The following is a 20,043-nucleotide window of genomic DNA, read 5'->3' as shown; positions in this document are numbered from 1 at the left end:
GCCATGGCGCTTAGCGAGGTTTCCTATTTCGGCATACGCCATCACGGGCCTGGCTCCACCGCCAGCCTGGTGGAGGCGTTGCAGGAGTTGAAACCGGTCGCCGTGCTGATCGAGGGACCGGCCGATGCATCGGCGCTGCTGCCTCTACTCGCCCGCCCCGAAATGCAGCCGCCGGTGGCGCTGCTGTGCTATCCCGAGGACGATCCGGCCTCGACCAGTTTCTGGCCCTTCGCCGAGTTCTCGCCGGAGTACCAGGCGACGCTCTGGGCCGTGGCCAACAACGCGACAGTGCGCTTCATCGACCTGCCGTCCTCGGCCCGCGTCGCACCCGCAGAGGCCACGCAGGAGGCCGAGGCCGATGAGACGAAAGCCGAAGCCGAGATTGAGGTAGCGCCGCATCTGCGCGACCCGATCGGCACGCTGGCGCAGGCCGCCGGCTATGAGGATGGCGAGAGCTGGTGGGCCGATATCATCGAGCAGAACCCTGAGCCCGGCCCGATCTTCGCGGCAATAGCCGACGCGATGACGACGCTGCGCGAAGGCGAAGGTCCGCTTGCCGAATTCGAGGCCAAACGCGAAGCCCATATGCGGCTTGAAATCGCCGCGGCGCGCAAGGAATTCGACGGGCCGATCGCTGTCGTCTGCGGTGCCTTCCATGTGCCGGCGCTACAGGCGACGCGTCCGCTCAAAGAGGATCAGGCCTTGCTCAAGGGGCTTGCTCGGCGCAAGAGCACGATGACCTGGGCGCCATGGACCGGCCCGCGCCTGGCGCTCGGCTTCGGTTATGGCGCCGGTGTCGTCGCGCCCGGTTGGTGCAAGCATCTGTGGCGCACGCGGGGCCGGCACGACGCGGCGACGCTGTGGCTCGCCATGATCGCGGCAGTGCTGCGGGCCAAGGGGCACATGGTCTCGACCGCCTCGCTGATCGAGGCCGAACGGCTGGCCCGCACGCTGGCTGTGATCCGCGAGCGGCCAAAGCCCGGTTTCGAAGAATTGCGCGATGCCGCGATCGCCGCTTTGTTCAACGGCGAAGCGGTATTGTGGGCGCTGGTCGAAGCCGAACTGCTTCTGGGCGCCGATGTCGGTGAGATTCCGCCTGACACGCCGCTGGCGCCGCTGATCGAGGATCTGCAGCGCAACCAGAAGACGGCGCGGCTGAAGCCGGAAGCGCTTGAGCGCGAATTGTCGGTCGACCTGCGCAGCGAAAGCGGGCTGTTCCGGTCGACCTTGCTGCATCGCTTGAACGTGCTTGGCGTGCATTGGGGCAAGCTGACCGACAGCGGCCGCAGCCGTGGCACGTTTCGCGAGCGTTGGACGCTGTCGTGGGAGCCGGAATATGCCGTTCGCCTGGTCGAGAACCTGGTCCATGGGCCGACCATCGAAAAGGCCGCCAACGGCCGGCTGATCCAGATGATCGGCGCGTCGACATCACTCGACGCGCTGGCGGCACTGGTCCAGGGCGCCATCACGGCCAATTTGTCGGAGGCCTCGACGGCCGGCCTGGCGGCACTGGAGGAACGCGCGGCGCGCAGCAGCGAATGCCTGGAAATCCTGGCGTCCGTGCCGCCGCTCGCCGACATCATCCGCTATGGCGAAGCCCGCAAGACCGAAACGGCACGCCTGTCCGGCCTGCTGGAGCGGCTGATCGTCGAGGGCGGCATCGCGCTCGTCTACGCCGCACGCGACCTCGATGCCCGGCTTCCTCGGCGCTGGTCGGCGCTATGCGCAAGGCCGATGAGGCGATCAAGCTGGTCGAACCGGAACAGGACGTCCTGGACGCCTGGCGCAATGGACTGGCGGCCGTGCTCGACGGATCGCGATCGACGGCGCTGGTGGCCGGCTGTGCCGCGCATCTGCTTTACGAGGCCGGCCATCTGTCCGCCGACGCCGCGGCGGGCCTGATCGCGCGGCGCCTGTCGCCGGGAACGCCGGTCGCCGAGGCCGCTGGGTTCTTCGAGGGCTTCTTCAGCACCGCCGGTCAGCGGCTGATCTATGATGAAGGCCTGCGCGGAGCGGTCGATGCCTGGCTCAAATCCCTCGACGAGGATGCCTTCATCGCGCATCTGCCGCTCCTGCGCCGGGTCTTCTCGCATCTCGACTCGATGGAGCGGCGGCGGTTGATCGAAGCGGTCCTCGGCCGCATCAGGCGCCTGCCGGCCGGGCTGACGCCGACGCCGAACGGCGAGGAGGCCTGGCGCCGGCATCTGGAACGGCTTGGACCTTTGCTGACGGGTGGGAACGGCAATGGATGACGAGGCCGACATCAACGAAACTGAGCCCGCCGGCGACGACCGGGAGCGTCGCTGGCGCCTGGCCATCGGTGCCGATGATGAGTCCTCGTCAGCGCTCTCCGACACCGACAAGCGGCTCTCGGCGGCGCTCGATGCGCTTTACGGCGATGGCACCGGCGATACGGCTGCCGACCCGCGCAAGCGGCGCGGCGGGCTCGGCCGCTCGGCGCCACGGGTGGCGCAGTGGATGGGCGATATTCGGTCGTTCTTTCCGGCGCAGGTCGTGCAGATCGTTCAGAAGGACGCGTTCGAGCGGCTCAATTTGAAGCAGATGCTGATGGAGCCGGAATTCCTCAAGGCGATCGAGGCCGACGTCAATCTCGTCGCCGACCTGATCTCGCTGCGCTCGGTCATGCCGGCCAAGACCAAGGATATCGCCCGCACCATCATCGCCGATATCGTCGCCAAGCTGATGCAGCGGCTGGAGCAGAAGACCGCCGAGGCGATCCGTGGCGCGCTCGACCGGTCGCAGCGCACCAATCGTCCACGCCAGCGTGACATCGACTGGCCGCGCACCATCTCGGCCAACCTTCGCCATTACCAGGCCGAGCACAAAACCATCGTGCCGGAGAAGCTGGTCGGCTTCATGCGCAAGCAGCGAAGGCTGGTCGATCTGGATGAGGTGGTGCTGTGCGTCGACCAGTCGGGCTCGATGGCAAGTTCGGTGATCTACGCCTCGATCTTCGCCGCCGTGATGGCTTCTTTGCCGGTGGTGCGAACCAAGCTCGTCTGCTTCGATACAGCGATCGTCGACCTGACCGAGGAGCTTAGCGATCCTGTCGAGGTCCTGTTCGGCGTGCAGCTTGGCGGCGGCACCGACATCAACCAGGCCGTCGCCTATTGCGCCGACCGCATCGAACGGCCGACCAAGTCGCATATGGTGCTGATCACCGACCTCTACGAAGGCGGCAACGGCCAGGAATTGTTGCAGCGGCTGGCGGCACTTGTCCGCTCCGGCGTCAATGTCGTGGTGCTGCTGGCGCTGACGGATCAGGGCAGGCCCGGCTATGACCCGAAGATGGCAGGCTCGGTGGCAGTGCTCGGCATTCCGGTCTTCGCCTGCACGCCGGACCTGTTTCCCGACATGATGGCGGCGGCCTTGCGACGGGAAGATGTCGGCGCATGGGCGGCAGGCGCCGACATCAAGCTGGTTCGCGCCGAGGAAGACAGTCCGGCGGCCGACGCGTAGCCGCGCTCGACCTGGCGTCATCAAAAGCGGCAATCCAAAACCAGGCTTGAACAGCCGGCGGTGCTGACCTGCACGCTGGAAGAGGCCCCTCGCATCGCCATTCACTGACACAGCCAGACGGACGGCCGAAACCCGTTTCGGCCGTCATGTCGCGATTTGCACAAGGGGTCGCTTGACTCCGATCGCCCATTGTGAAAAATTTTGCAGCAACTGATAAAAATATCATAGGGTGGAAATGGTAGGGTTCGGCAACGGTCTCCTGCGCGACGACGAAACCAGCATGGCGACGCGCGCCGCCTGGCTTCACTATGCCGGCGGGCTTACCCAGTCCGAGGTTGCCAAGCGGCTGGGGCTGACCAGCCTCAAGGCCCATCGCCTCATCACCAAGGCCAACCAGGAAGGGCTGGTGAAGGTCTATATCGACGGCGAAGTGTCGGAATGCGTCGAGCTTGAAGACGAATTGTCCCGCCGCTACGGCCTCGACTATTGCGAGGTGGTTCCGGACTTCGATTCCGAGGATCTGCCGCTCAAGGCGCTCGGCATTGCCGGCGCGCAGTTCCTCAAGCGCGAGATCGAGCGCGGCGAGGAGGCGCTGATCGGTGTCGGCCACGGTCGCACGCTGGCGGCTTGCGTGGAATATCTGCCGCGCACCTCGACCGACAAGATCCGTTTTGTCTCGCTGCTTGGCGGCCTGACGCGCAAATTCTCAGCCAATCCGCATGACGTCATTCACCGCCTGGCCGAACGCACCGGCGCCGAAGCCTATGTCATGCCGGTGCCGATGTTCGCCAACACGGCGGAGGACCGCACCGTCCTGCTCGGGCAGAAGGGCATCAGCGAGGTCTTCGATCTCGCGCGCTCCGCCGACCTGTTGTTTGCCGGCATCGGCACCGCCGAACGCGAGGCGTCGCTGGTTGCCACCGGCATGATCGAAAAGGGCGAGATGGAGGAGATCCGCCGCAATGGTGGTGTCGGCGAATTGCTCGGCCATTTCTTCGACGAGGCCGGCAAGGCGGTGGCGACGACCGTTTCGAACCGGGCGCTGGCCTTGACGCGCGAGGACATTGCCAGCCGCCGGATCGTCGCCGTCGCCGGCGGCAAGATCAAGGTTCGCGCCATCAAATCAGTGCTGGAGGGGCGCTATCTCAAGGGCCTGATAACAGACGAGCGGACGGCGCGGTCGCTCGTGGAAGAGACGCCGGTCGGGTAGCCGGCAACAAGTTCCGTTGAAACTACCCTGTGGAGGAGAAGACGAAATGCATGAGAAAGAGAAAGACCTCATTGACGCCTTCCTGCGCGGACAAGTCGACCGTCGCGGACTGATCAAGGGCCTCGGTGCCATGGGCCTTGCCGCCGGCACCGCCGGCACGCTGCTCAATCTGGGGCAGACCCGCGCGCTTGCCGCCGATTTCGACTGGCAGGCGCATAAGGGCAAGACCATCAAGCTCCTGCTCAACAAGCATCCCTATGCCGATGCGATGATCGCCGATCTGGAAAACTTCAAGAAGCTGACCGGCATGAACGTCGTCTATGACGTGTTCCCGGAAGACGTCTATTTCGACAAGGTCACGGCAGCGCTGTCGGCTAGCTCGCCCGAATACGATGCCTTCATGACCGGCGCCTACATGACCTGGACCTATGGTCCGGCCGGCTGGGTCACCGACCTCAACGAATGGATCAAGGATCCGGCCAAGACCAACCCGAACTATGCCTGGGACGACTTCCTGCCCGGCGTCAAGAACTCCTGTGCCTGGAATGGCAAGCCGGGTGGCGCGCTGGGTTCGGAAGACGCCAGCAGTGGTGCATTCCGTGGGGCTTCGAGCAGAACAACATCACCTACAACAAGGCGATGTTCGACAAGGCCGGCGTCAAGGTTCCCGGCAACATGGACGAGATGGTCGCCGCTGCGGCCAAGCTCACCAAGGACGTCGGCGGCGGTGTCTACGGCATCGGCGTGCGTGGCTCGCGCTCCTGGGCGACGATCCATCCGGGCTTCCTCTCGGCCTATGCCAATTTCGACCAGAAGGACCTGAACGTGTCGGCCGACGGCAAATTGTCGGCCGCCATGAACACAGCCGAATCCAAGGCTTTCCACAAGCAGTGGGTGCAGATGATCCAGGAGAGCGGTCCAAAAGACTGGTCGACCTACACCTGGTATCAGGTCGGTACCGACCTCGGCGCCGGCGCCTCGGCGATGATCTTCGACGCCGACATCCTCGGCTACTTCATGAATGGCGGCGATAACAAGATGGCCGGCAAGCTCGCTTTCGCGAACTTCAAGGCCAATCCGGCAGCCAAGGCGGCGACACCCAACATCTGGATCTGGTCGCTGGCAATGTCCAACTTCTCGAAGGACAAGGACGCCACCTGGTACTTCATGCAATGGGCCTCGGGGCCGGAGCATGGGTTGTTCGGCGCCACCAAGATGGACTTCGTCAATCCTGTCCGCCAGTCGGTCTGGAAGGACCAGGGGTTCCGCGACAAGTTGAACAAGAGCTATCCCGGTTATGTCGAGATGTTCGACGCCTCGGCGCCGGGCGCTTCGATCAAGTTCACGGCGCAGCCATTGTTCTTCGACCTCACCACCGAATGGGCGGCGACGCTGCAGAAGATGGTGGCCAAGGAAGTGCCGGTCGACGAGGGCCTCGACAAGCTTGCCGAAAGCATCAACGGCCAGCTCAAGGAAGCCGGTCTCGGTTAAGTCGCAACGAGGGCCGGCCTGCCTGGCGGGCCGGCCCTCGTCATACCTTTTCAAGCTTGCGATGCGGTGCCGGAAGGTGACCGCTATTTCGCCCGACCGGTCGCCTTGCTCCCTTAGGCGGCCGGCAGGGCGAAGCAACAGCGACAACGGAGCAACTCGATGACCGCGGTGGTATCGCAAAGGCCCAAGCCATCCGGCTTCAGGATCAGCAAGAGGGTGCTGCCCTATGTGCTCAGCCTGCCGGCCTTGCTCGTCTGCATCGGCATCCTGATCCCGTTCCTCACCTCGGTCGTCTATTCCTTCCAGCGCTACCGGCTCAGCCAGCCCTGGGCGCGGCAGTTCAACTGGGGCGACAACTACATCTCCTTCTTCACCGATCCGAAATTCTGGAACACGCTGAGGGTGTCGCTGCTCTATGCCGGCACCACCGTCGTGCTGGAACTGCTTCTGGGTCTCGCCATCGCCCTGCTGCTGCAGAAGCGCTCGACGCTGAACAATTTCATCTCGATCATGCTGTTGATGCCGCTGATGACGGCGCCCGCACTTGCCGCCCTGATGTGGAAGCTGATGACCAATCCCGGCTTCGGTGTGCTGAGCTATCTCGCCAGCCTTATCGGGCTGCAGGATTTCCGCTGGGCCTCGTCGCCGTCGACGGCGCTGTTCACCGTCGTGCTCGTCGACATCTGGGTCTACACGCCCTTCATCATGATCCTGCTGCTCGCCGGCCTGCGCAGCCTGCCGACGCAGCCCTTCGAGGCGGCGGCGCTCGACGGTGTGCCGCGAAGCTTCGTCTTCTTCCGCATCACGCTGCCGATGCTGACGCCCTACATCCTGACGGCGACTTTGTTCCGGCTGCTCGATTCCATCCAGCAGTTCGATATCATCTATGCCATGACCCAAGGTGGACCGGGCGACACGCTGACCGTCTTCCAGGTCGAGGCCTATCTCAACTTCTTCCAGTCGACCAATGTCGGCCGCTCGGCGGCGCTGATGATCATCCTGTGGGCGATCACCTATTTCCTCTCCAACATCTTCATTAAGAACTGGCTGCGGCTGCGCGAACGCGCCCGTGGCCAGGCGTAGGAGGCCGGGATGGAACACACCTCGCTTCTCGAGCGCATCCTGCGCGGCGTCGCCCTGACGCTGGTCGTGATCTTCTTCATGTTCCCGATCGTCTGGATCTTCATGATGTCGTTCCAGACCAACGAGACTATCCTGCGCATTCCCCCCACAGCTGATCTTCGAGCCGACGCTCGCCAACTACACGGCGCTGATCACCGGGAAGCTGATGACCGCCGCCGGCACGCTCGATATCGCCTTCATGCGCAATCTCGGGAATTCGGTGTTCCTGTCGGTGACCTCGGTCGCGGTCTCGCTGCTGCTCGGCGTGCCGGCGGCCTACGCCTTTGCGCGGCATAAATTCCGTGGCTCCGAGGACATCGCCTTCACGCTGCTGTCGTTCAAATTCGCGCCGGCGCTGCTGGTGCTGCTGCCGCTCACCCTGTATTTCCAGAAGCTCGGGCTCGCCAACACCTATATCGGCCTGATCTGGGTCTACCAGCTGATCTGCCTGCCGCTGATCCTGTGGATCGTGCGCGGCTATTTCGAGGATATTCCGGCCGACATCGAATATGCCTATCGCATCGGCGGCCATTCCTGGTTCGCTACCTTCCGTAAGATCGCGCTGCCGCTCGCCGGCCCCGGCATCGCCGCCGCCGGCCTGCTCGCCTTTATCTTCGCCTGGAACAATTTCGTCTTCGCGCTGGTGCTGGCCTCGGCCGACAAGCAGCCGGTGACGGTCGGCGCGCTTGCCTTCATCACCTCATCGGGCATCCAATACGGCCAGATTTCGGCGGCCATCGTGCTCTCGATCACGCCGACGCTGGCGCTCGCGCTCTATGCACAGCGCTACCTTGTCGAAGGCCTCTCGCTCGGTGCGGTGAAAGGATAGAAATGGCCAGCCTCGAACTCAGAAAAATCGTCAAGCGCTACAAGAGCCAGACCGTCCTCGACAATCTGTCGTTGACCGTCGCCGATGGCGAAACCCTTGTCCTGTTCGGTCCGTCCGGCGCCGGCAAGACGGTGTTGCTACGGCTCGTTGCCGGCGTCATTGATCCAGATGAGGGCAAGATCTTCATCGGTGGCGAGGACATGACCGATGTCGACGCGGAGTTCCGTGGCGTCGGCATGGCGTTCCAGAATTTCGCGCTGTTTCCGCATATGAGTGCGTTCGACAACATCGCAACGCCGCTGCAGGCCAAGCGGTCCTCTCCGGGCACGATCAAGGCCGGTGTCGAGAGCGTCGCCAAGCTGTTGAAGATCGCTCATGTGCTCTCCCACAAGCCGCGCGCGCTCTCCAATGGCCAGAAGCAGCGAACGGCACTGGCCCGTGCGCTGGTCGGCTCGCCGCCGCTGCTGCTGCTCGACGATCCCTTGCGCAATGTCGACGCCAAGCTGCGCTTCGAAATGCGGCTTGAACTGCCGCGTCTGCTTGCCGATCGCGGCGCCACCGTCGTCTACGTCACCCAGGACTACAAGGAAGCCATGGCGCTTGGCGACCGCATCGCAGTGATGTCGCAAGGCGTCATCAGGCAGCTCGGCACGCCCGAGCAGATCTATCGCGAACCAGCCAATATCGAGATCGCGCGGCTGTTCGGCGACCCGACCATCAACCTGCTCGACGTCAAGCCCGCGCGCGATACCAGGGGGATTTATGTCGGCCTGTCCAACGTCCAGGTCCATCTGGCCGGCGCTTACGACACGGCGGTTGGCCGCGATTGCGTGATCGGCCTGCGGCCCGAAGCGCTGAGCTTCGTCGAGGAGGGTATCCCTGGCGCCATTCCGGTGACGGTCGAGGCCGAGACGCCGCTCAACGAAAAGATCGTCACGCTGGTGCGCACCGTGCGCGGCCGCGAGATCCTGGTCTCGCGCCCGGCCGGAACGCCGGGCCGCAGCGAAGGCAAGGCCCATATCGCCGTCGACGGCAAGAGCGCCCTGCTGTTCGATCACGCCAGCGGCGACCGCATCGGTTCGAAGAACGTCGTCGCCTTGCGCAATGGAGAAGCGGCATGAGCCAGAGCGCGCTCACCATATCAGGTGTCGACAAGTTCTACGGCCCGATCGACAGGGGCGTGCACGCCGTCAAGAACCTGACCATGGAAATCGTCAAGGGCGAGATCGTCGCGCTGCTCGGTTCGTCCGGCTGCGGCAAGACCTCGACATTGCGCATGATCGCCGGCTTCGAAGAGGTGTCGCGCGGCGCCATCTCGGTCGGCGGCCGTCAGGTGCACACCTTGCCGCCGGTCAAGCGCAATGTGGCGATGGCCTTCGAAGGTTACTCGCTCTACCCGCCGCTGACCGTGCGCGAGAACATGGCCTTCGCGCTCAAGGCGGCGCGGCTGCCGAAGAGCGAGGTCGACGCCAAGGTCGCCAGCATCGCCAAATTGCTCGAGATCGAGGACATATTGGAGCGTTATCCAAGCTCGATCTCCGGCGGCCAGCAGCAGCGCGCCAGCCTTGGCCGGGCGCTGATCCGCGAGGCCGACCTGCATCTGCTCGACGAGCCGATGGGGCAGCTCGAACCGCAACTTCGCGCCGTGCTGCGCGGCCGCATCAAGCACTTCATCAAGGAGCGCGGCCTGACCGCGATCCTGGTCACCCACGACCAGACCGAGGCCAATGCGCTTGCCGACCGCATCGCGGTGATGGAAGGCGGCGTGCTGCAGCAGTTCGACACGCCGGACCGCATCAAGGAGCGTCCGGCGAACCTGTTCACCGGCACCTTCGTCGGCGAACCGCCAATGAACGTCTTCGAGGCCTATGTCGCGACAGCCGCCGGCCGCATCAATCTCAAGCTGCCCGACGGCCTGTCGCTCGACTACGACAAGGACGCCTTCAGCGCTCCGGTTCGCGATCAATTGCTCAGCCGCGAGCGGGTGGTGATCGGCATCAGGCCCTACGCGGTCCGGCGCTCGAAGGAAGGCGTTCCCGCCAGGGTTTCGGCCAACCAATGGCTTGGCGACCAGACGCATATCGCGGCGGATTTTGCCGGCGGTTCGCTGGTCCTGGTCGAGCATGACCGCACGCGCCTCGACCTTGGTGCACCGATCAATGTCAGCATCGACCCGAAGAACCTGCATGTCTTCGACCAGGCCAGCGGCAAGGCGATTTCGCACGGCATGGAGCTTGCGTGATGCGCGACATCCTGATCGGCATCGATGCCGGCACCTCCGTCATCAAATCCATCGCCTTCGACATAGCGGGCCGCCAGATTGCCGCCGCAGCGCTACCGAACCACTATGAAACGCTGCCGGGCGGCGGCGCCGAACAGGATCTGGCGCGCACATGGAGCGATGCCGCCACGACGTTGCGCCAGCTCGCCGACAAGGTGCCCAATCTCGCCAGCCGGACGGTGGCGATCGCGGTGACCGGGCAAGGCGACGGCACCTGGCTGATCGACGGCAAGGGCGAGCCGGTCGCCAAGGGCTGGCTCTGGCTCGACGCGCGTGCCGCGGCCGTCGTCGAGGAGATCCGCGCGCGGCCCGAGGACCGGCTTCGCTTCGAAAAGACTGGCAGCGGGCTCGCCGCCTGCCAGCAGGGGTCGCAATTCGTCTTTATGAAGCGCACCATGCCCGAAATGCTCGGCAAGGCGGCAACCGCCTTCCACTGCAAGGACTGGCTCTATTTCAAGCTGACCGGCGAACGCGCCACCGATCCGTCGGAGGGCACCTTCACCTTCGGCGATTTCCACACCCGCGACTACAGCGACGATGTGCTCGACGTGCTTGGCGTCACCGATCTCAGGCATCTGCTGCCGCCGATCGTCGACGGCACCAGGCACAGCACCGCGCTGTCGCAGGCAGCGGCCGACGCCACCGGCATGCTGGCCGGTACGCCCGTCGTGCTCGGTTATGTCGACGTCGTCTGCACCGCGCTTGGCGCCGGCCTTCTCGACCGCGAGCGCAAGCCCGGCTGCTCGATCATCGGCTCCACCGGCATGCATATGCGGCTGGCCGAAACTCCTGACGACGTGCAGCTCAACGAAGCGGCGACCGGTTATACGATGGCGATGCCGGCGCCCGGCGTGTTCGCGCAGATGCAGTCCAACATGGCAGCGACGCTCAACATCGACTGGGTACTGGGGCTCGCCTCCGGCATTCTCGCCTCGCAAGGCATCAGCCGCAGCAATGGCGAGATGATCGCTCTGGTCGATGCCTGGATCGCCGCCGCGCAGCCGGCCTCGTTGCTCTATCAGCCCTATGTATCGGAGGCGGGTGAGCGGGGGCCGTTCGTCGATGCCAATGCCAGGGCAGGGTTCATCGGCATTTCCTCGCGGCATGGCTATGCCGACCTCGTCCGCGCCGTCTTCGAGGGCCTGGCCTTCGCGGCGCGCGATTGCTACGCCGCCATGGGGCCGCTGCCGCGCGAAGTCCGCCTGACAGGCGGCGCCGCCAGAAGCCCGGCGCTGCGCAAGATCCTGGGTGCCGCGGTGGGCGCCGACATTCGCACCAGCGCGCGCGAGGAAGCGGGCGCGGCGGGTGCGGCGATGATCGCCGCGGTCTGCGTCGGTCTCTACCCGTCCATGGATGCATGCGTTGGCGAATGGGTGACGCCGCTGCTTGGCGAAGCCGAGCCGAGCGACCGGAACCTCGCCGCGATCTACGACAAGATGACCCCCTCCTACATGTTGGCGCACCAGGCGTTGCGGCCGGTGTGGCGCGCGATGGCTTCAGTGCAGGCAAATTGAGAAGTCGAGTATGCGTAAGACAATAGCGATCATTGGCGACAACTTCATGCTCCCGGAGGTGTTCCGCGCCAAAATCGAGAAGGTTGCCACTGGCGACCTCGACATCAGGACATTGCAGACGGCATGGCCCGACGAGCCGATGGAATTCGGCAATCCGGCGTTGGGGCTCGACAAGGTCAAGGAGTATTTCGGCCACCCCGACGAGGTCGTCGATTTCATCGGCGATGCCGAAATCCTCGTCACCCAGCTGGCGCCCCTGTCGGAGGCCATGATGCGGCGTTTGCCTGATCTCAAGCTGGTCGCGGTTTCGCGTGGCGGCCCGATCAACATCGACATGCCCGCCGCCAAGGCACATGGCATCACGGTGGTCAACGTGCCCGGCCGCAACGCCACTGCGGTGGCGGAGTTCACCATCGGCGCGATCCTTGCCGAGACGCGGCTGATCCGGGTCGGCCACGAGGCCTTGCGCAAGGGAGAATGGCGCGGCGACCTCTACCGTGCCGACCGCACCGGCCGCGAACTCAGCGAAATGACCGTCGGCGTCATCGGCTATGGCAATATCGGCACCAAGGTGGTGCGCCTGCTGCGGGCCTTCGGCTGCCACGTCCTAGTCAGCGATCCCTATGTGCAGTTGAGCGCCGAAGACCGCAATGCCGGCGTCGAACTCGTCGCGCTGGACGATCTTCTGGCTCGCTCCGACGTAGTCACGCTGCATTCGCGGGTGACCGAGGAGACGCGCGGCCTGATCGGCAAGGACACCATCGCGCGGATGAAGCCTGGTGTGATCCTCATCAATACCGCGCGCGGGCCGCTGGTCGACTATGACGCCCTCTACGAGGCGCTGGTTTCAGGCCAGATCGCCAGCGCTATGCTGGAGACCTTCGCGATCGAGCCGGTGCCGTCGGACTGGCCCTTGCTGCTGCTTCCCAATGTGACGCTGACGCCGCACATCGCCGGCGCTTCGGTGCGCACCGTCACCTATGCCGCCGAACAGGCCGCCGAAGAGGTGCGCCGCTATCTCGCCGGACTGCCTCCGGTCAATCCGTGCTGAGGCAGTGGCGATGACTTCTCACATCGGCATCGAGGCCACAGCGACATGAACGGCGGCTCCGAAATCGTCGACCTCTTCGTCGTCGGCGGCGGCGTCAATGGCGCTGGCATTGCGCGCGATGCCGCGGGCCGTGGGCTCTCCGTCATCCTGTGCGAAAAGGATGATCTCGCCGAAGGCACCAGCTCGCGCTCGGGCAAGCTCGTCCATGGCGGCCTGCGCTACCTCGAATATTACGAGTTCCGCCTGGTACGCGAGGCGCTGATCGAGCGCGAGGTGCTGCTGGAATCAGCCCCCCACATCATCTGGCCGATGCGCTTCGTGCTGCCGCACAGCCCCGACGACCGGCCGGCCTGGCTGGTGCGGCTCGGCTTGTTCCTCTACGACCATCTCGGCGGCCGCAAGCGGCTGCCGGCGACCCGTACGCTCAATTTGCGCACCGCGCCCGAGGGTGCGCCGATCAAGGACGCGTTCAAGCGCGGCTTCGAATATTCCGACTGCTGGGTCGACGATGCCCGCCTCGTCGTCATCAACGCGCTCGACGCCGCCGAGCGCGGCGCCAGGGTTTTCACCCGCACCGCCTGCACCGCCGCCCGCCGCGAGAACGGCCTGTGGGTTGTCGAGATGCAGGATGGCCGGACGGGTATCAGGACGGTGGTTCGGGCGCGCGCGCTGATCAATGCCGCCGGCCCGTGGGTCAACGACATCGTCAACCGCGTCGCCGGCCAGAACTCCAGGCGCAATGTGCGCCTGGTCAAGGGCAGCCACATCGTCGTGCCGAAATTCTGGGAAGGGCGGCAGGCCTATCTCATCCAGAACAGCGACAAGCGCGTAATCTTCATCAATCCCTATCAGAACGATCTCGCTCTGATCGGCACCACCGACATCCCCTATGAGGGCCGGCCCGAGGATGTGGCCGCGGATGAGAGCGAGATCGATTACCTGATCAAGGTGGTCAACCGCTATTTCAAGCGCGGCCTTGCACGCGGCGATGTCGTCTATTCTTTCTCCGGCGTCAGGCCGCTCTATGACGACAATGCCGACAACCCAAGTGCTGTGACCCGCGACTATATTTTCGAACTCGACGCACCAGATGCGCAGGCGCCGCTGCTTTCCGTCTTCGGCGGCAAGATCACCACCTTCCGCAAACTGGCCGAGCATGCGCTGGACAGGATCGCTTCGTTCTTTCCCAAAATGGGCAAGCCGTGGACCGCGAAGGCGCATCTGCCGGGCGGCGACATCGCCAATGCCGATTTCGAACAGTTTCTCGGCGACCTCGGACGCGAATATCCGTGGATGCCGGCATCGCTAGTCAAGCACTACAGCCGGCTCTACGGCACCAGGACACGCGCTTTGGTTGGCGCGGCCCGCTCGCTCGATGAACTCGGCCGCTGCTTCGGCAAGGATTTCTTCGAGCGCGAGGCCAATTATCTCTTCGACCGGGAATGGGCCGTGACATCGGCCGATATCCTGGAGCGGCGCACCAAGCATGGCCTGCATCTGTCCGCCGAGGAGAGGGCGGCCTTCGAGCACTGGTCCGCAAAACGGTTGGCGAGGGCGGGCTGATGGCGGGCGACAACCACTCCAGCGAATTCCGCATGCTGCGCTCCTTGTCCGCCAGCATCGGCGCCGACCCGCTGCTGGTCCAGGGCGCCGGCGGCAACACCTCTATCAAGCAGGCCGGCGTGCTGTGGATAAAGGCATCCGGCACCTGGCTGAAGAATGCGCGCGACGATGAAATCATGGTGCCGGTCGCGCTGGCGCCGTTGCTCGATGCCGTGGCGCAGCGCAGCCCGGCGGCCGAGACGGCCGGGCAGTTCACGCTGGCTGACCTCAACCCTCGCCAGCTGCGGCCCTCCATCGAGACGACCGTGCACGCGCTGCTGCCGCAGAAGATCGTCGTCCACGTCCATTGTGTCGAGACGATTTCGATCGCCGTGCAGGCCAATGCCGAAGCCCTGCTGGAGGAGCGCATGCGCGGCCTCGATTGGGCGTTCGTACCGTACCGCCGGCCCGGCCTGCCGCTGGCGCAGGCGATCGCCGAGCGGCTGAAGCCCGCGACAAACGTGCTCGTGCTCGGCAATCACGGGCTGGTGGTCGCCGCCGACACGGTCGCCGAAGCAGCCTTGCTGCTGCAACGCGTGACCGGGCTGCTCGCGCGGCCGCCGCGGCCGACTTCTCCGCCCGATCTCGACGCGCTGCTGAGGCTCGCCGCCGGCAGTGATTACCGGCTGCCGGCCTTGGTCGCCGCCCATGCCGTCGCGACCGATCTCGCCAGTTGCCGCATCGCCGCCTCCGGCAGCCTCTACCCGGATCATGTAATCTTCCTTGGCGTCGGCTCGGTGATCGCCGGTCCCGGCGAGAATGCGGCGGCGGTCGTGGCCCGCAATGGAGCCGCGCCGACATCCATCCTGTTTCCCGGTAAGGGCGTGCTGATGCGCCGGGATGCCAATGCCGGCGCCGAAGCGATGGCGCGCTGCCTGGCCGACGTCGCCCAGCGCATCGATGATACGGCGCGCGTCAACTATCTCAGCCCGAAGGAGAATGCAGAGCTCTTGAACTGGGACGCTGAAAAATACCGCCAACAACTCAACCGCGAGGGAGCGACGCTGCAATGACGGCATTCCGCTCCACTGTCTTGCCGTCGCGTAGGGAGGGATAGCGGCCTTGGCTTTCACGCTTTCCCTCAACACCAATCCGCTGGTCAACCGCTTTGCCGATCCGGACGATCTGATCGACACCATCGCCTATGACATCGGCATTCGCGACGTGCAGCTCACGCATGAGTTCGTCAATCCGGGCTGGCCCGCCGCGACGATCGTCAAATTCGTCCGCCTGTTCCGCAACGCGCTCGCCCGCACCGGCGTGCGCGTGACGTCTGGCATGACGGGCCCTTACGGCCGGCTCAATCATTTTGGCCATCCTGATGCCGATGTGCGCCGCTACTATGTCGACTGGTTCAAGACCTTCGCCGACATCTCGGCCGAGCTCGGCGCCAGCGGCATGGGTACGCAATTCGCCATCTTCACCCATCGCGACTTTGACGACCCCGAGCGCCGCGCGCGGCTGTTCGACATTGCGCTGGACTGCTGGCGCGAGGTCGCTGAGCACGCCAAGGCGGCGGGCCTGATCTACCTGTTCTGGGAACCGATGTCGGTCGGCCGCGAGTTCGGCCACACCATCGAGAACTGCCGGATGCTGCAAGGCGCGATCGACGCCGCCGGCATGGCCATTCCGCTGGAGATGATGGTCGATATCGACCATGGCGACGTCACATCAAGCAACCCGGCTGACATCGATCCCTATGCCTGGGCCGAGGCCTTTCCCCGAAAATCGCCGATCATCCATATCAAGCAATCGTCGATGAACAAGGGCGGCCATTGGCCGTTCACCGCAACCTACAACAGGGATGGCCGCATCACGCCGGAAAAGCTGCTGGAGACGGTGTGGCGCGGTGGCGGCACCGACAATGAGATCTGCCTCGAACTGTCGTTCCGCGAGCGCGAGCCGGTCGACCATCAGGTCGTCGCCATGATCCGCGAGTCCGTCGACTACTGGGCGCCCTTCATCGACGCCGGCAGGTCCGGTCTTCTGCCAAAGGCCGAATGAAAAACGGGCAGGGGCCGATGCGGCTCCTGCCCGTTGAATGCAGATTTGAAGTCGCCGGAGACTCAGCCGAATTTCGGGTCGAGGCTGCCCGATTTGTAGCGCTTGGCCATTTCCGAGACCGGCAGCGGCTTGATCTTCGGCGCGTTGCCGGCGGTGCCGAACTGCTCGAAGCGCTGCTTGCAGAGCTTGCGCATCGCAGCCATGGCCGGCGTCAGATATTTGCGCGGGTCGAACTCGCTCGGGTTTTCCGTCAGCACCTTGCGGATCGCCCCGGTCAGCGCCATGCGGTTGTCGGTGTCGATGTTGATCTTGCGCACGCCATGCTTGATGCCGCGCTGGATCTCTTCCACCGGCACGCCCCAGGTCGGCTTCATCTGGCCGCCATATTTGTTGATGATCTCCTGCAGGTCCTCCGGCACGGAGGACGAGCCGTGCATGACAAGATGCATGTTGGGCAAGCGGCGGTGTATTTCCTCGATGACGTTCATCGCCAGCACAGCACCGTCCGGCTTGCGCGAGAATTTGTAGGCGCCGTGGCTGGTGCCCATCGCCACCGCCAGCGCATCGACATGGGTGTCCTTGACGAACTCCACCGCCTGTTCCGGATCGGTCAAGAGCTGGTCGTGGCTGATCGCGCCTTCGACGCCGTGGCCGTCTTCCTGCTCGCCGCCGCCGCTCTCGAGCGAACCGAGCACACCGATCTCGCCTTCCACCGACACGCCGCCCCAATGCGCCATGTCGACGACGCGCTTGGTGATGCCGGAATTATAGGCGTAGTCGGCCGGCGACTTGCCGTCTTCCTTGAGCGAGCCGTCCATCATCACCGAGGTGAAGCCGTACTGGATCGCGGTGACGCAGGTGGCTTCGTTGTTGCCGTGGTCGAGGTGCATGCAGACCGGGATGTCGGGGTGGATTTCGACCAGCGCGTCGATCAGCTTGGCCAGCACCACGTCATTGGCATAGGCGCGCGCACCGCGGCTTGCCTGCAGGATGACAGGCGATTTGGTCTCTTCCGCCGCCTCCATGATGGCGAGGCCCTGTTCCATGTTATTCATGTTGAAGGCCGGCACGCCATAGCCGTATTCGGCAGCGTGATCGAGCAATTGTCTCAGTGTGATGCGAGCCAACGAATAGTCTCCCGTATCTGGTTTCAAACCTAGTGGTTGCGGGCTGTCCGCGCATCGTCCAGCCCACCGATGCTTCTGGCCGGATTTCCGCGCAACCGCAACCGTGACAGACCGTCCCGGCAGCAATTCTTGTTACAGCGCCGCGATCAGGGCAAGCGGAATATCCCAAGAAATTATCCCATTATCACAAAATATTTGATACTTTTGCGACGATAGCTGTTATATCCTGAAGCTCGATCAAGGAGCCACGCTGCGGCGTTGGCGGTCAGCGGCAATGAAGAGCGACATCAGGCGTCAAGGCATCATGGAGTTTCTAATGGACGCCGGTCAGGCCGGCGTCGACGACCTCGCCTTGCGCTTTGGCGTCTCGAAAATGACCGTGCACCGGGACCTCGACGAGCTCGAGGAAAGCGGTTTCCTGCGCAAGGTGCGGGGCGGCGCCTCGATCCAGCCGAGCAGCCTGTTCGAAAGCGACTTCCGCTACCGGCAGAAGCAGGCGACCGAGGAGAAGCAGCGTCTCGCCGCGGCCGCCGTGGCCATGATCGAACCCGGCCAGACGGTGATCATCGACGATGGCTCGACAGCGGGTGGCATTGCGCGCCATCTCGCCGACCTGCGGCCGCTGACCGTGATCTCCAACAACCTGGCCGTCATCCAGGACCTGGCTGGCGCGGGAGGGATCAACCTGATCGCGCTCGGTGGGCAATACAGCAAGAAATTCCACGGCTTCTTCGGCTTGCTCGCCGAGGCTTCGCTCAAATCGCTGCGCGCCGACGTCGCCTTCCTGTCGTCTTCGGCCATCCATGGCGCTTCCGCCTTCCACCATGACCAGGAGGTGGTGCAGGCCAAGCGGTTGATGATGGCGGCGGCGACCCGCAAATATCTGCTGGTCGATCACGGCAAGTTCGGCCGCACGGCGCTGCATTTTCTCACCGACCTCAGTGCGTTCGACGCCGTGTTCACCGGCCGCGCGCCCGAACCGGGGATGCGCTCGGCGCTGGATGCCGCCTGCGTTTCGCTGACGGTGATCGACAAGGGATCATGAGGCCGGAAATCGGCAGATCGTGATCAACAGAGTTAAGGAGCAATACGCGTGGTTTACTGGGTCGGTACAAGCTGGAAGATGAACAAGACGCTCGCCGAGGCGCTGGATTTCGCGCAGCGCCTCGCCGGCTTCATTCCCGGTTTCGATGACCGCATCCAGCCCTTCGTCATCCGCCTTTTACCGCCGTGCGCGAGGTCAAGCAGGCACTGTCGTCGACGCGCGTCAAGGTCGGCGCCCAGAACATGCATTGGGCCGATGCCGGCGCCTGGACCGGCGAGATCTCGCCGCTGATGCTGACCGACTGCGGACTCGATCTGGTCGAACTCGGCCACAGCGAACGGCGCGAGCATTTTGGCGAGACCGACCGCACCGTCGGCCTCAAGACGGCGGCCGCCGTGAAGCACGGCTTGATCCCGTTGATCTGCGTCGGCGAGACGCTGGTCGAGCGCGAAAGTGGCAGGGCCGATGCCGTCTTGGGCGCCCAGGTCGAGGGCGCGCTGCAATTCCTCGAAGGCGAGGCGAAGGGCGCAAAAATCCTGTTCGCCTACGAGCCGGTCTGGGCGATCGGCGACAAGGGTATTCCGGCCAGCGCCGACTATGCCGACAGACAGCAGGGGCTGATCAAGGCAGTGGCCGGCAGCCTGCTGCCGTCCGTGCCGCCGGTGCTTTATGGCGGCAGCGTCAATCCCGGCAATGCCGCCGAGCTGGTCGGCCAGCCCAATATAGACGGCTTGTTCATCGGCCGCTCCGCCTGGCAGGCGGACGGCTACATCGACATCCTCGGCCGCGCCTCGGCGGCGATCTGAAATCATCCAAACACGAAAGGGAAAACCATGAAAATAGCCATTGGAGCCGATAGCGCCGGCAAGCCGCTGCTCGATGTCATCGCCGCACACCTTGCGACCAAGCCGGGCCTCACCGTCAGCGACCTCAGCCAGGCCGGTTACTATGCCGATCTGTCGCAAAAGCTCGCCCAGACCATCATCGATGGTGAGAACGAGCGCGGCATCCTGTTCTGCGGCACCGGCATCGGTGTCTCGATCTCGGCCAACAAGGTGCCGGGCATTCGTGCTGCACTCACCCACGACACCTATTCGGCCGAGCGAGCGGCGAAATCCAACAACGCGCAGATCATCACCATGGGCGCCCGCGTCATCGGCCCGGAACTGGCCAAGGCGATTGTCGATACCTGGCTCGCCTCGGAGTTCGACGAACAAGGTCCCTCGGCCGGCAATGTCCAGGCGATCAACAGGCTCGACGCGGCCAAACCCGCATGATCCGCGCAGG

At 64.4% G+C, this 20,043-nt stretch carries 13 protein-coding genes and 4 pseudogenes; 16 read left to right on the top strand and 1 reads right to left on the bottom strand.

Going from position 1 to position 20,043, the window contains the following annotated elements:
- Positions 1-3 precede the first annotated feature (3 nt).
- The 13 genes and pseudogenes from AC0V8S_RS31250 (at position 4) to AC0V8S_RS31190 (ending at position 16,584) form a co-directional block, all read left to right on the top strand.
- Positions 4-2,252, top strand: a pseudogene (locus tag AC0V8S_RS31250) (DUF5682 family protein).
- On the top strand, positions 2,245-3,480 hold the full coding sequence (locus tag AC0V8S_RS31245; RefSeq protein ID WP_475435340.1) for a VWA domain-containing protein: 1,236 nt from the start codon (positions 2,245-2,247) through the stop codon (positions 3,478-3,480). The pseudogene AC0V8S_RS31250 and the gene AC0V8S_RS31245 overlap by 8 nt, the downstream one beginning before the upstream one ends.
- A 235-nt stretch (positions 3,481-3,715) precedes the next feature.
- Positions 3,716-4,690 carry a sugar-binding transcriptional regulator gene (locus tag AC0V8S_RS31240; RefSeq protein ID WP_115143718.1) on the top strand — a complete coding sequence of 325 codons (975 nt, stop codon included), beginning with the start codon at positions 3,716-3,718 and terminating at the stop codon, positions 4,688-4,690.
- 46 nt (positions 4,691-4,736) lie between these two features.
- Positions 4,737-6,181, top strand: a pseudogene (locus AC0V8S_RS31235) (ABC transporter substrate-binding protein).
- 159 nt (positions 6,182-6,340) lie between these two features.
- Complete coding sequence (locus AC0V8S_RS31230; protein ID WP_475435338.1) at positions 6,341-7,264, top strand: carbohydrate ABC transporter permease; 924 nt, start codon at positions 6,341-6,343, stop codon at positions 7,262-7,264.
- A gap of 9 nt (positions 7,265-7,273) precedes the next feature.
- Positions 7,274-8,132, top strand: a pseudogene (locus AC0V8S_RS31225) (carbohydrate ABC transporter permease).
- Between the two features lie 2 nt (positions 8,133-8,134).
- Positions 8,135-9,253 carry an ABC transporter ATP-binding protein gene (locus AC0V8S_RS31220; RefSeq protein ID WP_475435336.1) on the top strand — a complete coding sequence of 373 codons (1,119 nt, stop codon included), beginning with the start codon at positions 8,135-8,137 and terminating at the stop codon, positions 9,251-9,253.
- The gene (locus tag AC0V8S_RS31215) at positions 9,250-10,374 is read left to right on the top strand and encodes an ABC transporter ATP-binding protein (protein WP_475435334.1); all 1,125 of its coding nucleotides are present in this window, start codon (positions 9,250-9,252) and stop codon (positions 10,372-10,374) included. The genes AC0V8S_RS31220 and AC0V8S_RS31215 overlap by 4 nt, the downstream gene beginning before the upstream one ends.
- Positions 10,374-11,927: an FGGY family carbohydrate kinase gene (locus AC0V8S_RS31210; protein ID WP_475435332.1), complete on the top strand. Its 1,554-nt coding sequence runs from the start codon at positions 10,374-10,376 to the stop codon at positions 11,925-11,927. Before AC0V8S_RS31215 ends, AC0V8S_RS31210 begins: the two co-directional genes overlap by 1 nt.
- 10 nt (positions 11,928-11,937) lie before the next feature.
- On the top strand, positions 11,938-12,978 hold the full coding sequence (locus tag AC0V8S_RS31205) for a 2-hydroxyacid dehydrogenase (RefSeq protein WP_475435330.1): 1,041 nt from the start codon (positions 11,938-11,940) through the stop codon (positions 12,976-12,978).
- Between the two features lie 45 nt (positions 12,979-13,023).
- Entirely contained in the window at positions 13,024-14,541 is a 1,518-nt protein-coding gene (locus AC0V8S_RS31200) for a glycerol-3-phosphate dehydrogenase (RefSeq protein WP_475435328.1), read from the top strand.
- Complete coding sequence (locus AC0V8S_RS31195; RefSeq protein ID WP_183457148.1) at positions 14,541-15,593, top strand: class II aldolase; 1,053 nt, start codon at positions 14,541-14,543, stop codon at positions 15,591-15,593. The genes AC0V8S_RS31200 and AC0V8S_RS31195 overlap by 1 nt, the downstream gene beginning before the upstream one ends.
- A gap of 49 nt (positions 15,594-15,642) precedes the next feature.
- Positions 15,643-16,584 (top strand): sugar phosphate isomerase/epimerase family protein, encoded by a 942-nt coding sequence (locus AC0V8S_RS31190; protein WP_183457150.1) that lies wholly within the window; start codon positions 15,643-15,645, stop codon positions 16,582-16,584.
- Between the two features lie 62 nt (positions 16,585-16,646).
- Here AC0V8S_RS31190 and fba read toward each other — a convergent pair whose 3' ends face one another.
- Positions 16,647-17,711 carry a class II fructose-bisphosphate aldolase gene (gene fba, locus AC0V8S_RS31185; protein WP_183457152.1) on the bottom strand — a complete coding sequence of 355 codons (1,065 nt, stop codon included), beginning with the start codon at positions 17,709-17,711 and terminating at the stop codon, positions 16,647-16,649.
- Positions 17,712-17,985: 274 nt separating this feature from the next.
- Here fba and AC0V8S_RS31180 point away from each other — a divergent pair, with 274 nt between their 5' ends.
- From AC0V8S_RS31180 to derI, 3 genes and pseudogenes are all read left to right on the top strand, one after another.
- Positions 17,986-18,756 carry a DeoR/GlpR family DNA-binding transcription regulator gene (locus tag AC0V8S_RS31180; RefSeq protein WP_475435326.1) on the top strand — a complete coding sequence of 257 codons (771 nt, stop codon included), beginning with the start codon at positions 17,986-17,988 and terminating at the stop codon, positions 18,754-18,756.
- A gap of 78 nt (positions 18,757-18,834) precedes the next feature.
- Positions 18,835-19,562 (top strand): annotated as a pseudogene (locus AC0V8S_RS31175) (triose-phosphate isomerase).
- 27 nt (positions 19,563-19,589) lie between these two features.
- On the top strand, positions 19,590-20,033 hold the full coding sequence (gene derI / locus AC0V8S_RS31170; RefSeq protein ID WP_183457158.1) for a D-erythrulose-4-phosphate isomerase: 444 nt from the start codon (positions 19,590-19,592) through the stop codon (positions 20,031-20,033).
- Positions 20,034-20,043: the final 10 nt, after the last annotated feature.

The organism is Mesorhizobium oxytropidicola (assembly GCF_056174625.1).
This window is presented reverse-complemented; position numbering and strand designations above follow the sequence as displayed.